Source organism: Pseudomonas sp. P5_A12, from assembly GCF_056400685.1.
Genome location: NZ_JBFUKU010000150.1, coordinates 1 through 13,689, shown reverse-complemented (window position 1 = coordinate 13,689; position 13,689 = coordinate 1). Strand labels below are relative to the sequence as shown.

Sequence of the window (13,689 nt, the reverse complement as noted above, 5' to 3'; positions counted from 1 at the left end):
CCGCCGTACCGTTCAGTTCGATGGCCTGTAGCAGCGCCGCTTTACCCACTGGCAACCAACCTTTCTGGTAGGCATAGCCGAGCATGAAGGTGTTGGTGGCAATCGAGTCGCCCATCAACGCCGTGGCAATTTTGCTTGCGTCGATAAAGTCCGCCTGATCAGAGCCCACCGCTTCGGCAATTTGTGCCGACATACTTTGGGTGTGGAATTTCGGATCTGGGTGCTTCAGCAAATCACCGCTTTCCGCTTGCTGAGCGAAGGTGCGCACAAAGGCGCTGGTGATGCTTTCCTCGCTATTGATCAAAGCATGGGTAACGCTGTGACGCAGCTTGGACAGGGTTTCGGTATTGGCGCTGACCACCAGGTCGCAACCGAGCAGCAGGGCAGCTTCACCTTCGGCTATCCGGGGTGCAAACAGCTGCTCCTGGCGCGCGGCGATGCGGATGTGCGACCACACCGCGCCACCTTTTTGCGCCATGCCGGCCATGTCCAGATTGAGCGTGCCTTTGCCTTCGATGAACGCCGCCATCCCTAGTAGGGCGCCGATGGTCACCACGCCCGTACCGCCCACGCCAGTGACCAGAATGCTGTAAGGCTCATCCAGCGCTACGGTTGCGGGCGTCGGCAAATCCCACACGTCATCCTTCGCGGTCGCCAGGGCCTTGGGTTTACGCAAGGAGCCACCTTCGACCGTGACAAAGCTCGGGCAAAAGCCGTTGAGGCAGGTGAAGTCTTTGTTGCAAGAGGACTGGTCAATTTCACGCTTGCGGCCGTACTCGGTTTCCACCGCCACCACCGACATGCAGTTGGACTTGCTGCTGCAATCGCCACAGCCTTCACACACCGCTTCGTTGATCACGACCCGACGTGCCGGGTCCGGGAATTTTCCGCGTTTACGACGCCGACGTTTTTCCGCGGCGCAGGTCTGGTCATAGATGATTGCCGACACACCCTGGAACTGACGCAACTGTTCCTGCACTTCGTCCATCTTGTCGCGACGCAGCACCGGCACACCGTCTGCCAGATCACGGATGTGTTGGTATTTCTCGACATCGTCGCTGACGACCACAATCCGCTGCACACCCTCGGCAGCGAGTTGCCGGCTGATCTGYGCGACGCTGAGGCTGCCGTCCACGGGTTGTCCGCCGGTCATGGCCACGGCATCGTTGTAGAGAATCTTGTAGGTGATTTGCACCTTGGCCGCGATGGCGGCCCGAATCGCGAGAATGCCGGAGTGGAAATAGGTGCCGTCGCCCAGGTTGGCGAAGACGTGCTGGGTCTTGGTGAAAGGCGCCTGGCCGATCCATGCCACGCCTTCACCGCCCATCTGGCTGAAGGTCTGGGTCTGCGGGTAGATCCATGCTGCCATGTAGTGGCAGCCGATGCCGGCCAGCGCACGACTGCCCTGTGGGACCTTGGTCGAGGTGTTGTGCGGGCAACCGGAACAGTAATGGGGCACGCGTTCCATCAGGTTACTGAACTGGCCTTTGCTGGCCAGTTGTGCGTCCAGCACCGCCAGGCTCACTTGCAGCGGGCCGTTTTGATGCAGGCGCAAAATACGTTTGGCCAACGCACGGGCGATCATCGCCGGGGTCAGGTCATTGGTGGCCGGCAGTAACCAACCGGTGTGCGGCAGGCTCCACTCACCCTTGTCGTCAAACTTGCCGACGATGCGCGGGCGTACGTCTTCGCGCCAGTTGTAGAGTTCTTCCTTCAACTGGTACTCAATCATGTGGCGTTTCTCTTCCACCACCACAATTTCTTCCAGGCCMTCGGCAAACTGCCGCACGCCTTCAGCCTCCAGTGGCCAGACCATGCCGACCTTGTACACGCGCAGGCCGATCTGCTGCGCGAGTGTTTCGTCGATGCCGAGGATTTTCAGCGCCTGGCATACGTCGAGGTACGACTTTCCGGACGTGATAATGCCGATGCGCGCTTTCGGCGAGTCCATCACAATACGGTCGAGACGGTTGACCCGAGCGTAGGCGAGGGCGGCATACAGCTTGTGTTCCAGCAGTCGCTGTTCCTGCGCCAGGGGTGGGTCAGGCCAGCGAATATTCAAGCCGCCTTCGGGCAGCGGAATATCGGGAATAATTGGCTGTACGCGATGAACATCGATGTCGACAACGGCTGCGCTTTCAACGGTATCGGCCACCGCTTTGAGGGCAACCCAGCAACCGGAATAACGCGACATGGCCCAGCCGTGCATGCCGTAGTCGAGATATTCCTGCACGCCCGATGGCGCCAGTACCGGCATCATGACGGCTTTGAAAATGTGTTCGGTCTGATGGGGCAGCGAGGAGGAGCGGGCGCCATGGTCGTCACCGGCGATGGCCAGCACACCACCAAATTGTGAGGTGCCGGCAGCGTTGGCGTGACGGAACACATCGCCGCAGCGGTCTACGCCGGGGCCCTTGCCGTACCACATGCCGAATACGCCGTCGTAGGTCGCCCCTTCAAAGATATTGACCTGCTGCGTACCCCAGATCGACGTGGCCGCGAGATCCTCGTTCATGCCCGGATGGAACACCGTGTGGTGCTCTTTGAGGTAGTCGCGAGCCTTCCACAAGGCCTGGTCAAAACCACCCAGTGGCGAGCCGCGGTAGCCGGAAATGAACCCGGCAGTATTCAGACCATTGGCCAGATCGCGTTGGCGCTGCATCAGAGGCAGACGCACCAGCGCCTGAATTCCGGTGAGCAAAACTTTTCCGCTGTGCTGGATGTATTTGTCATCCAGAGACGGGGACGCACTCATGTTCATCCTCCAGGCTTTATTGTCGTGGCGGCGCCAGGAGAGCGGCGTTGCCTAGTTATTGGCCGGAGTCTAGGGAGGGGGGTGTGAATCGTAAAATCACAAAAACAGCGGGGTGGTATTGGATATTTAGATATCGGAATGCAAGTGTGTTTTTTACGGCTTTTCAGAGGGAGTCGTTTACTGCCGGGGCGTCACGTTCGCCTCGGTTATTGCTTTATATCCCCGCAAAAAATATCCACGTTGCCATCGGCCGGTGTGGACCTTACGACCACGGAGTACCCACCGGACAACAGCTCTGACATTGCCACCGGCGCGCTTCGTGAATAAGTCCAGCCACCCACGGACATGAGGTCGGTGTTGATCCGGTCATTCATTGCGTAGGCGACGGGCCCAGGCCGCTCGCAGCTGCCTTTGTTGATAAAGGTGTAGAGGTTCAAGGGCCGAAGGGTGCCGTTCGGGACTCCACCGATGAAGAAGGAAAAGGCCGTCTCATTGCCCTGAGTGGCCAACGTCGTATTGGCAATCTGACCGAGGTTCTGCGGCGTAGCATTTAAAGGAATGGTCACGGTCTGGTTTGATGAAGTCGTGCAGCCGTAGATCATCACAGTGGCTACGAGCGCCGCCGATTGCGTTATCAATTTCATGATCAACCTCCAGTACTCAATAAGTACGATGCGGGATCTTTGGGTATAGCTCACGGAGCGGCCAATAGCTCTGGAGCATTTGACCAATATCAAAATGCATTTCAGCAATGCTCCCAATCGTTGTGCCCAAACCTCCCTGTCCCGTTTACTTCAGGCCATACCGAACGCCCTCAGGCCAGTGCTCATCGGCGCGGTTGAAACGGCCCAATGCTTCGGCTGCCAATAACAAAAAGAATGTAAAGGGAGTGTTGATGATCGACGCAAAATTAAAGCCGTTAAGCCTGGCTGTCTGGTTCAGCGTGATTGGGTGTGCCTCGGCCATTGGCAACAGTCAGGCTGCCGAGTTTGATACCGGTAATCCGGACCTGACTGCGCGCTGGGACAACACTGTTCGCTACAACCTCGGCCTGCGGGCCGAGGGACGCGACAATGCCTTGGCCAACAACGCCACCTACGACGAGTCCGATGCCAAGTTTCATGACAAGGGCGATGTAGTGACCAACCGTGTCGACTTGATGAGCGAAGTAGAGGTGGCCTACAAGAAGTACAACGGCTTTCGCATCAGCGGCGCTGCCTGGTACGACCAAGCGTACGAAGACACCGATGTCGAAACCAGCTCTGGCAATGTCTTCTACCCCGGCGCATTTCCGGGTACCAGTACGCCCAGCTATGCCAACGGCCATTACTCCGGCTTTACCAAGCGCTACCACCGCGGACCCAGCGGCGAATTGCTGGACGCCTTTGCGTTTACCCGCTTCGACCTTGGCGACATTCCGGTCAGCGTGCGTGCCGGCCGGCACACCATCTATTGGGGCAATGGCTTGTTGATTGCCGGGCATGCTATTTCCTACTCACAAGCCCCCTTGGATGGACGCAAGGCCGTGAGCAACCCCGGCACCGAGACGCGCGAAATCTTCCTGCCGTTGACGCAAATTTCCACTCAGGCCCAGGTCACTGATCAGTTGTCGCTGGCGGCGCAATATTTCTTCGAATGGGACACTACTCGTGCGCCTGAGGGCGGCACTTATCTGGCTTCCGCCGACATCGCACTGGAAGGTCCGAACCGCTTGCCGTTGTTCAGTGGTTTCACACGGCCATTGATCGATGCGCTCACACCCAAAGACCAGGGCAACTGGGGCGTGATGGGTAGCTACAGCTTCGACTATCTGCACTCTGAGGTCAGTCTCTACTACCGCGAGTTCGATGACTACAACCCGTGGGGCCTGCAAGTGGCGCCGACCTTCGCCCGTTATGTTTATGCCGAGAACGTCAAGCTCTATGGTCTGGGTTATTCCGCAGGGCCGGTATTGGGTGGCGGTTCCGTGGGGGTAGATCTGTCGTACCGCCAGAACTCCTCACTGATTTCCAGCAACATCAGCACCGCTGACAACCAGGGCGCCCGAGGTGATACCTGGCACATGGTGGTCAACAGCCTTTGGCTGCTGCCGCGCACCGATTACTTCGACACCGGTAGCCTGGTTACCGAAATGGCCTTCAGCCACGTGGAAGCGGTGACAAAGCACGAAGAACTGTTCAAAGGCGAAGGCTACGACGGCTGCGCGAAAGGGTTGAACAAGCACTTCGGCTGCGCCACCGACAATTATGTCGGCCTTGCCGTCAGCTTTGCGCCGCAGTGGCTGGGGGTGTTCCCTGGCTGGAACATTTCCACCCCCATGAGCGTGGATTACGGCATCAGCGGCGTTGCAGCCACAGGGGGAGGCAACGAAGGCAAATACAGCTGGAAGGCCGGTGTGAAGGGCACTTACGACGAGCGTCTGGACGTGACCCTGTCTTATATCGGCTACGGCAGCGAACGCCATTACGCAGACGTCAACGGCGTCGGCAAAACCGTCGTCGGCGGTTCCGGCGACGTAGGCCTGTCCGACCGTAACTGGGTCTCCCTGACCGTCAGCACAGCGTTCTAAACCGCCCCTGAAATGCAATGCAGTGATCACCGGGCTTGGTGATCACCCATCTGAATGGAGAAGGTCATGAAGATTAATTCTTATGCGATAGGCCTGGTGGCCATTGCTTTGGCGGGGTCGGCGGTGGCCGATGAGAGCTTTAGCACAGCCGACCTGGGCGGCAAGCTCACAACGTTTGGTTCGATTGTCGCCGGCAACGCGGCAGGCACTATTCCGGCGTATGACGGTGGTCTGAAAGTCCCTGCCGGTATGGTTCCTGGGGATGGGACCTGGCCGAACCCGTTTGCCAATGAAAAACCACGCTTGCGCATTACGGCAAGCAACGCGGATCAGTACGCTGACCAGCTGACGGCCGGGCAGTTGAATTTGCTCAAAAAGTACCCCGACACTTATTACCTCGAGGTGTACCCCACCCACCGGACCGCTACCTTTCCAGGAAACTTCCTGGCAGCTACTCAGCGCAACGCCACCCGCAAAGACTGCAAAACCGAGAACGATGGCCTGTCGATCAGCGAAGCGTGCCGTGGCGGTCTGCCATTCCCGCTCCCGCGCGATGGCCGCGAAGTGATGTGGAACTACATCCTCAATTACCAAGGCGTGAATGGYTGGGACTGGAATCACAGTGCCTATGTGGTCAATGAAGGTCATGTGACGTTGACCAACACGAACCGATCCACCGGCGAAAAACCATTCTATCAAATGGATGTACCGGGGCGCGATCCGAAAATTGCCCAGCGTATCTGGTCGCATGTCGTCGCGCCGGCCCGTACCGCCGGGCAGGCGTCCGGGTATTGGGATTACCTCGATCCGGTCACCGACTCCCGTTACGCCTGGAGCTACAGCACCGGTCAGCGGCGTGTTCGCAAGGCTCCGGAATTCAACTACGACACCCCTAACTCGGCGTTCGGCGGGGTGGCGTTTTACGACGAAATCTTCCTGTTCTCCGGGAAGATGGACCGCTTTGACTGGAAGCTGGTGGGCAAGAAGGAAATGTTGATTCCCTACAGCAACTACACCCTGAAATGGGGTTGCGACATGGAGAAAAAACTCATGCCCAACCACATCAACCCTGCCTGTGAACGCTGGGAGCTGCACCGTGTCTGGGTGGTGGAAGCGACCCGCAAGGACGGCGTGCGCCACGCGCAGAAAAAGCGTCGCTACTACATCGACGAGGACACCTTTGGCGCTGCTGTCTACGACGCCTGGGACGACAGCGGCGCGCTGTTCCGTACCGGCTCGCAGTACAACATCGAGGCTTACGGGATTCCAAACAATCCGCAACAGGATTCCTACTCGTTGTACGACTTTACCCGTGATCAGTACGGCATGTTCGGCAACGGCCCTACACGCTACCGCCAGGAACCGGTCGCTGAACGGGAAGCCAATCCACAGACCATAGCCGGTGGTCAGACCCGCTGACGTCACGCTCCTTTTTCGGCGTTCGCTACGGGCGCCGATTTTTTTCTCCGTCCCGAGACCCCTTTATGAGCGAGATTCTGAAACGTTTAGACGGCAAAGTTTGCGTGATCACTGGCGCGGGCAGCGGCATTGGCCGCGCTTCGGCACTGCGTTTTGCCAGGGAGGGCGCCACCGTGGTGGTCACCGATCTTTTCGCCGAATCGGCGCAGGCCGTGGCGGCTGAAATCGGCGCCAATGCCCTGGCATTACAAGTGGATGTCGGCCAGGAAGACGCCCTGCGGGAGATGGTTGAACAGACCGTCCAGACCTTCGGCCGTATCGACGTGCTGTTCAATAATGCGGTGTACCGAAACCCGGCCACAACCCGCGATATCGACTTCATCAACTTCAACACTGAGCTGTTCCACAACTGCATGCGTGTCAACGTGCTGGGCGGTGTCTTGGCGTGCAAATACGCCTTGCCGCACATGCTCGCTCAGGGCAGTGGTTCGATTCTGTTTACGTCGTCCACCAGTTCGATTGCCGGCGAAATCTCCCAGTTCAGCTAYGGCGCCTCCAAGGCCGCCCTCAATTGGTACGTGCAAACCATTGCCGCCACCTTTGGTAAACGCGGCATTCGTTGCAACGGCATTTTGCCGGGGGTCATTCGCACTCCCGCCATGGAAAGCTGGGCCAACGAAGCCATGAAAACCGCTTTTCTCGACCTGCAAAACGTACCGCAACTGGGCGAGCCAGAAGACATCGCCGCCATGGCCGCATTTCTTGCCAGCGACGACGCAGCCTACGTCAACGGTACTTTGATGCGCGTAGACGGCGGCATGAGCTGTGGTACGCCGATGGTGCCGGTGGTGCGCAATTTTCTGCTGCCCCAGACCTCGGTCTGATCCCGATCATTTCACTGCACTGGAGCCCGTTTTATGGCACTCGAACAGGAACGCTTCATCCTCGACATGCTGGCCGCCTGGGGCGATGGCAGCGACGGCAGTCGCCCGGATATCGAACGCATCATGGCCACTTTCTCCGACGACGCCGTCTGGCAACTGTGGGTGCCCGGTGGTCCGGTGATCCGTGGTCGCGACGCGCTGCGCAAGGAGATAGAGCGGCAGATGAGTTATGTCACGCATAACCGCTGCAACACGCGCCACATCGTCTCTTCCGAGCGCGTGGTCATGACCGAACGCGACGATTACTGTGTCAGTAATGGCGTCCCCATGCCGCACTCAATGGTGGCGGTGTATGAGCTGAACGAGCAAGGCCTTATCTGTGCGTGGCGCGAGTACCTGGACACCGCCGACCTGGCGAAGAAAAAGGGCGTGCCGCTGGAGCACGTGGGCGGGCCGAGCGCTGGTGTTACCAGCACCCATTGATAGCGGCGCTGGACATCAGCGCTTGAGGGAGACATGTATGCCAACAACAAATGTGACCTGTGATCCGGTCGAAGAAAAGCTGCGTACCTTTGTCGAAGGTCTACTGGGCGGGAAGATCACCGCCATGCAGCGTCTGCTGCGCTGGCGCCCGGCCTGGAACCTTGAGCTGCAACGCGATGGCGAAACCCTTCAGTTGCATATTCGTGGCGAGCGCGGAGGGGATGTCAGTCCATTCCCGGATCTGCGCCGGGAAGCGGATATTCTCTCCTTGCTCGGTCAGCAAGGCGTGCCCGTACCGCATATCTACGGCTTTTGCGAAGACCCGCAAACCATCCTGATGCAGTTGGTGCCGGGTAGCCGTGACGTCAGCACCGCGAAGAGTGATGCCGAACGTCATGGGGTTGCACGCCAGTGGGTCGATGCCATGGCGCGTATGCACCAACTGCCGTTGCAACCCTTTATTGATCAGGGTATCAGCCTGCCGAAAAGTGCCGAGGACATAACCCTGGCAGGTCTGGAAGCCTATTACCCGCTGTATGCGCGTAATAAAACCAAGCCTCAGCCTCTGGCCGAATTCGCCCTCGGTTGGCTGCGGCGCAATGTGCCACAGCACCGTACCCGGCCTTCTTTCGTTCAGTACGATTCTGGGCAGTTTCTGTTCGAGAACGGGCAGGTGCATGGCCTCTACGACTTTGAATTCGCCATGATCGGTGATCCTCTGGCCGACCTTGCTTCGGCGCGCATGCGCGACAATTACGAACCGCTTGGGGACAGCTTTGCGGCCCTGTATCGCTACTATCAGCAAGTGACCGGCGAACCGGCGGAGCCTGATGTGGTGCGTTACCACACTGCGCTCTTCGCCACTGTCAGCACCATGCAATTCTCGGCGTCGGTGGCCACACCACAACCGGGTGACCCGCATGACACCTACACCGAATTTGATATCGCCCTGCGCAGGGTGGTGGTGCATGCGCTGGCCGAGGCCATGGGTGTTCCCCTGCAAAAGCCGGATCTGGACATTGTCAGCACAGGCCCAAATGCACAACTGCTGACCATGCTGACCGATGCCTTGGCCCAAGTGGAGGTTGRCAGCGACTTCCAGAAAACCAAACTGCGCGCAGTGAGCAAACTGGTGGAATACCTGGGCCGTGGCGATGCCATGGAATTGCACTTGCGCAAGCTGGAGCAACAGGACGCGCAAGCGCTGCTGGACCGCACCTTCAGTGACTACAGCGAGATTGATGCAGCGCTGGAAGCCTTTGTAAAAAGCGCCGGGCCGGAATACGACGAACCCTTGCTGCGCCTGTTCATGGCGCAAATCGAGCGGCGCGTCCTTGTCTATGGCAGCACCGCCATTGGTGCCTCCGCCAGCCACATCGACCTGCCGCCAGTCGTCTGACGCGGTGAAGCCTTCCTCGCCCGGTGGCTGGCCGCCGGGCCTTTGTTTTCGGAGTGTTTATGTCTGTTCCTGATAACGCCTTCAAGCATCGGTATGGCCCATGGGCAGTGATCGCCGGTGCTTCGCATGGGGTGGGCGCCGCATTTGCCCATGCGCTCGCCGAGCGTGGCCTTAACTGTGTGCTGGTGGCGCGCCGTGGCGAAGCCTTGGCGCAGTTGAAAAACGATTTAGAGCAACGGTACGACGTTGAGGTGTTGGTGCTCATCCAGGACCTGTCCCATCCCGATGCCTGTGAGCAATTGCTGGCGGCTGTTGGTAAGCGGCAAGTCGGCCTGTTTATCTACAACGCAGGTGGCGACCCCTACATCACGCGTTTTCTCGATACTTCGGTCGACGACTGGGGCGCTTTGCTGCGCCTCAATTGCCTGACCGTGATGCAATGCAGCCACGCCTTCGGTGCCGCCATGCTGGAACGCGGGCAGGGAGGATTGCTGCTGGTGGGTTCCCAGGCCGCGTTGGGCGGGATTCGAAAACTGGCGATGTACACCGCCACCAAAGGGTTTGCGCTGAACCTCGGCGAGTCGCTATGGGCGGAATGGAAAGACCGTGGTGTGGATGTGCTCAACCTGGTCATCGGCACCGTGGACACCCCTACCATGCGCGATGCCATGGTCAAACTGAACGTCCCCGACGCCCTCACCATGACGTTGCCCAAGGCTGAGGACCTGGCACTGCTGGCGCTTCAGGAACTGGGCAATGGCCCGACGTTGATACACCCCGAAGACACCCTCGAACAGCTCGCCAATGCACCCGGCCTGGCACGCCGTGCGCACGTGCTAAGCAAGAGCGCGGAAGCGGCTGTGTTTATCGGCAACGACTGAGGTCACACACCATGAAAGGCTTTGATAACGCAGAATTCAAACGCGGCTGGAGAGTGCTGATTCTGGCCCTGGTGGGTGTCGCCACCAGTTCCAGTTCGTTGCTGCTGTACAGCTTCAGCTCCATGGTTATTCCCTTGGAACAGGCCATGGGCTGGGGCAGGGCGGAATTGCAGGCGGYGATCACCGCTCTGTCGCTTGGCACCATCGTCGCGTCGCAATTGGCTGGCTGGCTCAACTTGCGATATGGCCTGCGCCTGATCACGTTGCTGTCGCTGTTGGCGTTGTCCCTGAGTGTCTTCCTTCTGAGCTGTATCAGTGGCTCGATCTGGACCCTCTACCTGGGGTTTTTCCTGGTGCCTCTGGCCGGGTTGGGTACGTTGCAGGTGACCTGGTCGCACTTGGTCAACTTGTGGTTTGAGGAAAACCGAGGCCTGGCACTTGCGATCATTCTTAGTGGCTCCGGGCTGGCGGCCATCATGCTGCCGCTGATTACCGCATGGGCGATCGGCCGCTGGAATTGGCAGGCGGGTTTTATGGCATTGGGCGTGTTGCCGGTGTTGCTGGCATTGCCCTTGGCATTACGTTGGTTATTGCCGACCGCCAATGTCAGTGACAACACCGCACAACTTCCGGTCTCCCACAAACAATCCGGCGGGTTGCTGTTGCGCGAGGCACTGCGTTCGTGGCGGTTCTGGGTGTGCAACCTGTCGATGACATTGGTGGTGTCCTGCGTGGTGGGCATGGTCACCAATATCGTGCCTTTGCTGCAGGATCGAGGCCTGAGCGCTTTGCAGGCCAGCCAGATTTTCAGCAGTTTTGGCGTGTCGCTGATTCTTGGCCGGTTGTTGGTGGGCTACCTGATTGACCGTTTGTGGGCCCCCGGTGTCGCCTCTTTGGCGCTTCTGATGCCGGCATTTGCCTGCGGCATTTTTGCCTATGGCGACTCCAGCATTGYCATGTACACCCTCGCCACGTTGCTGGTGGGCGTTGGTGCGGGCGCCGAGTTCGATATCGCTGCATTTCTGATCGCACGCTACTTCGGCATGCGCGACTACGGTCGTTTATTTGGTGCCCATCTGGGCCTGATTACCGCCGGTGCCGCGATCTCGCCATTGCTGTTTGCGGGGCTGTTCAAGCTGACCGGTGGCTACTCGGCCATGCTGTTGTTCAGTTTCATCTGCTTTGTCGTGGGACCCTTGCTTCTCCTCACGTTGGGTGGGTATCCGCGTTATCAGGCCGAGTCATTGGCGACCCGTTAGGGGAATTTCGACGTAAGCATATGGACAAATAATTGATTTGTGTTCAACTAGCACTCTGGGTGCGGCCTTAAAATAAAACAGACAAGGATAATGCCATGCGTGCAGCAATTATTTCCGAGCGCAATGCGCTGCCAGTAGTCGATGAGTTTCGTGAGCCAAAGCCGCAAGACGGCGCGGTACTGATCGATGTCGATACCGCTGGTCTGGGGGGCTGGGATGTACTAGGCGCCTACCGTCTCGGTGTGGAATACCCCTGTGTTATTCGCGGCGAAGGCGTAGGCCGTGCGCCGGATGGCCGTCGGGTGTATTTCGGGGAACGCTCGGTGTTGCCATTTGGTGCCTGGGCAGAGCGCACTCTGGTGCCGCAAGCCGAGGTGTGGAATGTGCCGGACGACGTGGACGATAAAACCGCAATCAGCATGGGCATTGCTGCTACCGGTGCCATCGTTCCACTGGAAAAAGCCGAGATTCAGAAGGGTGAAAAAGTCCTGATTTTGGGCGCGACCGGTACGCTCGGCCAGATCGCCTTGCAACTGGCGCGCGGTATGGGTGYGGGTAAGGTGGTAGGTGCTGCGCGGTCGGGCGAAGCGCTGGGCCGTTTGAAGTCGCGGGGCCTCGCCGATGAGGTGGTGACGCTAGGCGGTAGCGATGATGTCGCAGCACTCAAGGACGCGGCCGATGGTGGATTTGACGTGGTGCTGGACCTCGTGTGCGGTCAACCCATGTTGACGTCTCTGAAGGCCACCAATTGGGGCGCCCGTATCGTGACCATTGRCACGGGGGCCGGACGCCAGCTCAATCTGGATATTGCCGATCTATTGTTCCGCAATTTGTCGTGCATCGGCACCGGCCAGCGCCCGCCAGCAGACCGTGAGCAAATCTGGCTGCGTCTGCTGAAGATCGCCAAAGAGCAGCAAATTCAGGTGGATTACCTTGACTTCACCCTGGATCAGGCGGCTGAAGCATGGGCCGCGCAGGTTAATGGGCCACATGCAAAAATCACTGCCACGATTCGTCGTTAAAACCCCTGTCGCTAAAAGGTGCTCGTGTTCGGGTGCCTTTTAGCGCTGGCGCTGATGGCGAAACTCCTCAGGTGTAACGCCGAGTTCTTTTCGGAATGCGGCACTGAAGGCTGCGGCATTGTTGAAGCCAGACTGATAGGCAACCTGTTTGATCAGTAATCGTGGGTCGGCCAACAGCGCCATGGCTTTTTGCAGGCGATGTTGCGCTGCGTATTGGCGCAAGGTCATGCCAGTGGTGTTTTTGCATCGACTGGACAGCGTTCGCAATGGCAGCTCGCAGGCTTGCGCCAGATGGCGCAGGGAGTGGCCTTCGTCGCTCGTGGTATCGAGCAGTTCACGCAGGATGTTGAATTGCCGAGGGCTGAGTTTTTCAGTGTTGGGTGAGGGAAGGGTGGCCTCGACGGGAGCGTCGATAAACTCACGGCGCAGGTCCAGGGCAATGCTGGAGAGCAGACACTCGGTTTGCAATTCGCTGGCGAAACCGGGATTGGTCACTTCTTCGGCCAGACGTTGCAGGGATGCGTGCAGATAACCGCTTTGCATGTTGAGCATGGCTTCGCTGACGTTCTCCTGCCAATTCCAGCGATAACTGCCAAGGGCGCCGAGGGAGGCGGGATCGAACAGGCACACCAGAGCTTTTTGAGTGCAGGCGTCGTGGCGCAGATGAAACTCAGTGCCATGGGGAATGRACAGCAGTTTGCCCAAGGGCTGGAATTGACGCGCGCCGTGGCTGGAAAAACTGCCGCAGTTGGGCTTGCTCTGAACGCTGGACGGCAGCATCAGGCGTATCAGGCAATTAGTGCCGGTTTCAATCAAGGCGGTGCCAGAGCAGGACCATTGCGCCTGTTCAACGCGGATGTCGAAGCCTTGTTTGGCCAGTGATGCTTCGGTCAGGAAATTACCTGACGCTTCACAGTCGTACTCGCTGTATTGGATTGCGTTCATTTTTCAACCTTCAGCCTTTTTTATTGTTGGTGCTGAAATTCGAAGGGTAGCGATACGGCAGAACAGCTACCCC

At 58.6% G+C, this 13,689-nt stretch carries 11 protein-coding genes; 8 read left to right on the top strand and 3 right to left on the bottom strand.

What is annotated here, in order from left to right:
• Together AC1DSG_RS19125 and AC1DSG_RS19120 are read right to left on the bottom strand one after the other, a co-directional pair.
• A partial coding sequence (locus AC1DSG_RS19125) for an indolepyruvate ferredoxin oxidoreductase family protein (protein WP_477792287.1) occupies nt 1–2,755 on the bottom strand: 2,755 nt, incomplete at its 3' end.
• Nucleotides 2,756–2,961: 206 nt separating this feature from the next.
• Nucleotides 2,962–3,399, bottom strand: coding sequence for a hypothetical protein (locus AC1DSG_RS19120; RefSeq protein WP_477792286.1), 438 nt, complete (start codon nt 3,397–3,399; stop codon nt 2,962–2,964).
• Between the two features lie 251 nt (nt 3,400–3,650).
• Here AC1DSG_RS19120 and AC1DSG_RS19115 point away from each other — a divergent pair, with 251 nt between their 5' ends.
• From AC1DSG_RS19115 to AC1DSG_RS19080, 8 genes are all read left to right on the top strand, one after another.
• Nucleotides 3,651–5,324 carry a DUF1302 domain-containing protein gene (locus AC1DSG_RS19115; RefSeq protein WP_477792285.1) on the top strand — a complete coding sequence of 558 codons (1,674 nt, stop codon included), beginning with the start codon at nt 3,651–3,653 and terminating at the stop codon, nt 5,322–5,324.
• A 66-nt stretch (nt 5,325–5,390) separates the two neighbouring features.
• The gene (locus AC1DSG_RS19110) at nt 5,391–6,743 is read left to right on the top strand and encodes a DUF1329 domain-containing protein (protein WP_477792284.1); all 1,353 of its coding nucleotides are present in this window, start codon (nt 5,391–5,393) and stop codon (nt 6,741–6,743) included.
• Between the two features lie 65 nt (nt 6,744–6,808).
• Entirely contained in the window at nt 6,809–7,627 is an 819-nt protein-coding gene (locus tag AC1DSG_RS19105) for an SDR family NAD(P)-dependent oxidoreductase (RefSeq protein ID WP_477792283.1), read from the top strand.
• Between the two features lie 33 nt (nt 7,628–7,660).
• The gene (locus AC1DSG_RS19100) at nt 7,661–8,110 is read left to right on the top strand and encodes a nuclear transport factor 2 family protein (protein ID WP_477792282.1); all 450 of its coding nucleotides are present in this window, start codon (nt 7,661–7,663) and stop codon (nt 8,108–8,110) included.
• A 37-nt stretch (nt 8,111–8,147) separates the two neighbouring features.
• On the top strand, nt 8,148–9,509 hold the full coding sequence (locus AC1DSG_RS19095; protein ID WP_477792281.1) for a phosphotransferase family protein: 1,362 nt from the start codon (nt 8,148–8,150) through the stop codon (nt 9,507–9,509).
• 59 nt (nt 9,510–9,568) lie between these two features.
• On the top strand, nt 9,569–10,390 hold the full coding sequence (locus AC1DSG_RS19090) for an SDR family NAD(P)-dependent oxidoreductase (RefSeq protein WP_477792280.1): 822 nt from the start codon (nt 9,569–9,571) through the stop codon (nt 10,388–10,390).
• Nucleotides 10,391–10,401: 11 nt separating this feature from the next.
• Nucleotides 10,402–11,649 carry an MFS transporter gene (locus AC1DSG_RS19085; RefSeq protein ID WP_477792279.1) on the top strand — a complete coding sequence of 416 codons (1,248 nt, stop codon included), beginning with the start codon at nt 10,402–10,404 and terminating at the stop codon, nt 11,647–11,649.
• A gap of 95 nt (nt 11,650–11,744) precedes the next feature.
• The gene (locus tag AC1DSG_RS19080) at nt 11,745–12,671 is read left to right on the top strand and encodes a quinone oxidoreductase family protein (RefSeq protein ID WP_477792278.1); all 927 of its coding nucleotides are present in this window, start codon (nt 11,745–11,747) and stop codon (nt 12,669–12,671) included.
• Between the two features lie 39 nt (nt 12,672–12,710).
• On the opposite strand, the gene AC1DSG_RS19075 is transcribed toward AC1DSG_RS19080, so the two are convergent.
• Nucleotides 12,711–13,616 carry a helix-turn-helix domain-containing protein gene (locus AC1DSG_RS19075; RefSeq protein ID WP_477792277.1) on the bottom strand — a complete coding sequence of 302 codons (906 nt, stop codon included), beginning with the start codon at nt 13,614–13,616 and terminating at the stop codon, nt 12,711–12,713.
• Between the last annotated feature and the right edge of the window lie 73 nt (nt 13,617–13,689).